The following is a 579-nucleotide window of genomic DNA, read 5'->3' as shown; positions in this document are numbered from 1 at the left end:
TATTAACTTAATATACTCTTTTGGCATAAGCTTTCCATTAATTAAATTTAATAATTTCTCATAAGTTAAAATGATATGTATTCTTCCAGTTAGTCCATTAGTTGTGTAACGCCATAAGTTCTCAGTTGCTCCGGATATATCACAAGATGTATTTTCATGTATAAGAGCAGCAAAATCTGAAATATATCCATCTCCCTCTAATTCTAACTTCTCCTTGCCAAATTCTTGTAGATGATTTTGGCATAAACACCAAGATTCTTTTTGATTATCAACGATAACATCTCCAGGTTCATTACATATTACACAAAAGTACAAATTTCTCATCTCCTTTTGTATTAGAAAAACCGCTCCCTATTACTTTTCAATGACAAGAGGATTTCTTGCTTCAAAAGCTCCAAAGGAACGGTTTTTTATTAATGAAATAAAAATCAAATGACATATTTATAATTAAAGTATATATTAGCATATTACATATGTCTATGTATTGATTTGTTAAGCCTTAAAACTCAATTTGTACTATAATAATTAGAGATAATTTTCGAAAGGAGTAATTTCATGACTGGTGATTTAACAATCATA

The 579-nt window shown here is 28.3% G+C and carries 1 protein-coding gene; it reads right to left on the bottom strand.

Features of this window, described 5'->3' with window-relative positions; translation table 11 throughout:
- The coding region (locus RCF13_RS02375) for a hypothetical protein (RefSeq protein ID WP_308140804.1) at window positions 1-324 on the bottom strand (324 nt) is incomplete at its 3' end.
- Window positions 325-579 lie beyond the last annotated feature (255 nt).

Origin of the sequence: Stenotrophomonas maltophilia group sp. RNC7 (assembly GCF_030910085.1) — a bacterium.
Taxonomy (GTDB): domain Bacteria; phylum Pseudomonadota; class Gammaproteobacteria; order Xanthomonadales; family Xanthomonadaceae; genus Stenotrophomonas; species Stenotrophomonas sepilia.
This window is presented reverse-complemented; position numbering and strand designations above follow the sequence as displayed.